Here is a 4,914-nt window from a genome sequence, read left to right as displayed (position 1 = left end):
GCGGGGGGAGAAGGAGCGTTGGCAGTGCAAACACAGGTAGCGCTGGACGGGGCGTGGCTGGCAGTGTCTGGGGTGGAAGAAGCCGATCTTCTTGAATCGCCAGCCGCTTGTGTGGCAATGGAATGGGCAGGACGGGTTGGGACAGTGGGGCGGACGGAAGATAGCCATGCAGGAGCCCCCCTGCATGGCTCATGCTAGACACATTCTTTGAAGCACAACCCTCGAAGCAGGGCGGGTTCTCGTGCCCGCGGAACGGACGTCCCGGCCGGCATAAACGCCTGCCGCGCGAGAAGCTACCCCCGGCCGCCCACCTCCGTTGCCTGCGCCATGAATCGCCTAATTCCTTGCCATAACGCTTGATAACTCGACTGATCCAGGCTATACTGTCTACAGATGGTAACAGTGAGCTTGCCTGCCGGCCGCCGCCTCGGGACCGCCTACTTCGCCAAGGAGCTTCCATGAAACCGCTGCGCCCATGCCGCCACGGCGCACCCCTGTTGCTTGCCCTTTCGCTGGCCTTGCTGGGGTCGGTCGGCCCGGCCGACCCGGCCGCCGCCGCCCTGACCCCCAACGGCAAACTCCAGATCGTGCACATGTTCGTCGGGCAGGGGGACGGGGCGGTGATCATGTCGCCCCTGGGCCAGGTGGTGTTCGTGGACGACGGCACCAACGCGAGCAGCAACTGCAACAACAAGACTGTCCCGGCCGTCAACGCCCTCGGCCTCACCCACGCGGATTACCACTTCGCCAGCCACTACCATTCCGACCACATCGACTGCTTCTCGAAGGTGGACGCCATCGTCCACTTCGACCAGGTGTGGGACCGCGGAGGCTCCTACAGCACCGCCAACTACACCGCCTACGTCACCGCCGCCGGCGCCCGCAGGCGCACCATGGCCATCGGACAGGTGTTCACCCTGGACTCGCTCTCGGCACACCCGGTGCGGATCACCTGCGTGAACTACACCAACTCGGGCAGCGACGAGAACTCCAAGAGCGTGGTGCTCCGGATCAACTACGGCAATTTCAGCACGGTGATGGGCGGGGACCTGCAGGGCAGCAGTGGCGGGAGCGGGGTGGACAACGAGACCCCCTACGCGCCGGGGGTGGACACGGTGATGTTCTACAAGGTCCACCACCACGGATCGAAGTGGTCCACCAACAACACCTGGCTGGACCTGATCGCCCCCAAGGCCGCGGTGATCTCGGTGGGTGCCAACACCTATCCGCACCCGACGCAGTCCGCTCTGACGCGGCTCCACAATCACGGTGTGAAGACGTACTGGACCGACCGCGGCGGCACCAGCGGGCTGGACTTCGCAACCCCAGACCCGCTTTGGGACAAGATCGCCTACGGCCACGTGACCATCACCGCCGGCTGGGCCGGCGGCGACACCGCGTGGATCAGCGGGGGCACCGGGGGCGGGGCCTTCCGCGATCCCTACATCATTCCCGGCGCCGCGCCGGTGGTGGCGGTGGACGACGCGGTGGGCAGGCCGCGCGCGCTGCGCGTGCTGGGCAACCCGGTCAGCGCCTCGGCGCGCTTCGCCGTGGGCGTGGTGGGCAGCCCGGTGTCCGAGCTTGCAATCTACTCGGTGGATGGCCGCCAGGTGCGCCGCGTGTTCCACGGCGTGCTGCCCCAGGGGGAGCAGTTGCTCACCTGGGACGGTCGCGACCAATCCGGCGCCCGCGTGGAGTCCGGGGTGTACTTCGCGAGGTTCGTGTCGCGCGACCGCGCGGAAAACGTGAAGTTGCTGGTGTTGAGGTAGGGGGCAGCAGCCCTCCGCTCATGCTCGGGGAGGCGCGCGACGCGACGCCTCCGGGATTTCTCACTATCTCCTGGTGAGGGACGGCCGAAAGGCCGAGGTTTGGTGGGGAGAGTACAACGGAAGGGCCGGCTCGCGAGGGCTGGCCCTTCTCGTGTGGGGGAAGCCCTGGAAAGTGGTGCGGAGGTGAGGCGGCGGTCCCCCTTACCTTGTCGCCGTCTTCGGGTTCGGGTCCTTCGGCAGCCGGTACCACGCCCCATCCAGCGCCGCCATCTCCTCGGCATCCAGTTCCATGTCCACGGCCGCCAGGCTCACGCCCAGCTGTTCCGCCCGGCTGGCGCCGATGATGGCCCCGGTGATCCCTGGCTGCCGCAGCACCCACGCCACCGCCGCTGTGCCGAGGTCCCTGCCGCGCGCGGCGAAGAACTTCGCCAGATCCTCCACGGCATCGAAGTGCCCGGGGCTCCAGTAGCGGTTGCGGTACACCTGCCCGGCCCGGGTCGCTCCCTCGAGCGCGAAGCGCGTTCCCGGCTCCACTTCCTGGCCCTTGCGGTAGCGGTGCGTGAGCAGGCCGCCCGCGAGCGGGTTGTACGGGAAGACCGCGACTTCCTGGTCGCGGCACAGCGGCAGGGTGTCCTGCTCGACGTAGCGGAACAGCGCGTTGTAGCGCGGCTGCTGGACGTCGTAGCGGTGCAGGCCCAGCCTGTCGCTGGCCCACAGCGCGCGCGCGAACTCCCACGCCTGGTAGTTGCTCGCGCCCAGGTAGCGCACCTTGCCGGCGCGCACCAAGCTGTCGAAGGCGTCCATGGTCTCCTCGATCGGCGTGGCGGGGTCCGAAGAGTGCGCGTAGTAGAGGTCGATGAACTCAGTCTGCAGGCGCCGCAGCGAGGCCTCCACGGCGCGCAGGATGTAGCCCCGCGACAGGCCGCCGTCGTTGGGTCCGTCGCCCATGGGCACGCGGCACTTGGTGGCGAGCACCGCCCGGTCGCGGCGGCCGGTGTCCTTCAGCCAGCGGCCCACGATTTCCTCGGTGCGACCCTGCGCGGCGCGCTCCGCGCCCAGAGGGTACATGTCGGCGGTGTCGATGAAGTAGACCCCGGCGTCCCACGCGCGGTCCAGGATGGCCCGCGAGGCGGCCTCGTCGCACTGGTTGCCGAAGGTCATGGTGCCCATGCACAGCCGGGAGACTTTGAGGCCGGTGCGGCCGAGGCGGACGGTGTTCAACTCGCTCCTCCGGGGCGCGGCGCGCCCGACGTTGGGCTTTCGTGGTTCGGGTTGTGCGGCGTGGACGTGGGTACGCCCTGCCGCGGGCCGCGGCGCGGTTCCCCCGGCCGTGAGGCGCCGGGCGACGCCCGCCGCGCGGCATCTCACGCGGCATCTTATCAGGATTCCCGCGGGCGGGGCGGAGCGTGTAGAGTTGGGGGCGGTTCCTTGAGTCCGCCGGCCCCATCGAAGGGAGATGCATGAGACGTTGCGCGATCCTGCTCCTCGGCCTGCTCGCATGCGCGGGGTGTGGTTCCACCACGGAGCCCAACACGGGCCTGCCACCGTCCGTGGCGGGCGCGTACCTGGGCGTGGTGGTGTTCTTCCCGCAGCCCGGCGCCATCGCAGGCGACACGCTGGAGGCAGCGGTGGACCTCGCCCAGGCGGGAGCCACCGTCACGGGCTCGTGGCGTGCGTGGGCGCCCACGGGCACGGACTCGGTGTGGGGCAGCGTGGACGGCGCCCGGCTGGTGCGCCGCGCCGGCGCCACGCCGGCCTCGGACTCCGTGTGGCACGCGACCGGCACGCTGACCGTGGCGCGCGGCTCGTGCGCGGGCTCGTTCACCGTGGACCTGGAGGTGGTGCCGGTCTCCGCCACCCCGGCGCGCTGGATGCTCGACGGCACGTGCCAGGGCGCCGCCGCGTGCTTCCGGGGCGGCGGCGCGCAGAGCGGCGAGTGGACGGTGGTCCAGGGCGCGGGCGCCCCGGGGCCCGGCCCGCTCGCGGGATCCGGCCGCGGGGCCCGGCCGTGAGCCGCCCGGACGCCGGCCTGCTGCGGCTGCTGCTCGCCCCCGCGGTGTTCGTGAGCGGCGCGGTGGTGATGGTGCTGGAGATCCTGGGCACGCGACTGGTGGGCCCGGTGTACGGCACCAATCTCTACGTGTGGTCCGCGCTGATCGCGGTGACGCTGGTCTCGCTCTCGGCCGGCTACTGGCTGGGCGGGTGGATCTCGGACCGCCGGCCCGATCCCGCCCTCTTCTTCCTGCTCTTCGAGGTCGCCGCGCTGCTGATCGTGCTGGTGCCGCTGCTGCGCGAGCCGGTGTTCGGGCTGACGCGCCCCATGGGCCTGCGCGGCGGCGCGCTGCTGTCGGCGGCGCTGTTTCTCTTCGCGCCGCTGCTGGTGCTGGGCACCCTCTCGCCGTTCGCGGTGCGCCTGGCGGCCCAGGTGGTGGAGGAGGTGGGGCGCACCGCCGGGCGGCTGTACGCGGTGTCCACGGCCGGCAGCCTCGTGGGCACGCTGCTGGCCGGTTTCGTGCTGATTCCGCAGTTTCGCGTGCGCACGGTGTTCTTCGGCGCGGCCGCGGTGCTGCTGCTGCCGGCGCTGGTGTACCAGGCGGCCGCGGCGCGGCGCGGACTCGCGGCGGCCGCGGTGGTGGCGGCGGTGTTGACGTTCGGCGCGCTGCGCCCGCCCGCGGGCTCGCGGAACGTGGCCTCGGTGCGCGAGTCCGCGTACTGCCAGGTAAAGGTGGTCCAGGGCGGCAACTTCCGCGCCATGCTGCTGAACGGCGCCACCCAGACGATGGTGGACCCGGCCACCGGCCGCGGGTTGTTCACCTATCCCTATCTCATGGCGGACGCCGCCTGGCGCGCCGCCCCGGGGGGCCGCCGGGCCCTGATCGTGGGTCTGGGGGGCGGGCTGCTGCCCTCGCTGCTGGAATCGTGGGGCGCGCGCAGCAGGGTGGTGGAAATCGACCCCGCGGTGGTGGACGCGGCGAAGGCCTGGTTCGCTTTCGATCCCGCGCGCTCGGACCTGGTGGTGGCCGACGGCCGGCGCGTGCTGGTCGAGGACACCGCGCGCTACGACTACATCCTCCTGGACGCCTTTGCCGGCGAGCAGGTGCCCATCCACATGCTGACCCGCGAGATGATGGCGGTGGTGGACCGG

At 70.9% G+C, this 4,914-nt stretch carries 4 protein-coding genes; 3 read left to right on the top strand and 1 reads right to left on the bottom strand.

Annotated elements, in window-relative coordinates; all coding sequences use genetic code 11:
- Window positions 1-458: 458 nt before the first annotated feature.
- Window positions 459-1,769: a hypothetical protein gene (locus HZB25_06380; GenBank protein ID MBI5836851.1), complete on the top strand. Its 1,311-nt coding sequence runs from the start codon at window positions 459-461 to the stop codon at window positions 1,767-1,769.
- Between the two features lie 201 nt (window positions 1,770-1,970).
- Here HZB25_06380 and HZB25_06375 read toward each other — a convergent pair whose 3' ends face one another.
- Window positions 1,971-2,990, bottom strand: coding sequence for an aldo/keto reductase (locus HZB25_06375; GenBank protein MBI5836850.1), 1,020 nt, complete (start codon window positions 2,988-2,990; stop codon window positions 1,971-1,973).
- Between the two features lie 239 nt (window positions 2,991-3,229).
- Between HZB25_06375 and HZB25_06370 the strand changes: the two genes are divergently transcribed.
- Both HZB25_06370 and HZB25_06365 read left to right on the top strand, forming a co-directional pair.
- Window positions 3,230-3,781 carry a hypothetical protein gene (locus HZB25_06370; GenBank protein MBI5836849.1) on the top strand — a complete coding sequence of 184 codons (552 nt, stop codon included), beginning with the start codon at window positions 3,230-3,232 and terminating at the stop codon, window positions 3,779-3,781.
- A partial coding sequence (locus tag HZB25_06365) for a fused MFS/spermidine synthase (protein ID MBI5836848.1) occupies window positions 3,778-4,914 on the top strand: 1,137 nt, incomplete at its 3' end. The genes HZB25_06370 and HZB25_06365, both read left to right, overlap by 4 nt.

Source organism: Candidatus Eisenbacteria bacterium (assembly GCA_016235265.1).
GTDB lineage: Bacteria > Eisenbacteria > RBG-16-71-46 > RBG-16-71-46 > JACRLI01 > JACRLI01.
Note: the sequence above shows the minus strand (reverse complement) of the source record. Positions and strands in the feature narration are given on the sequence as shown.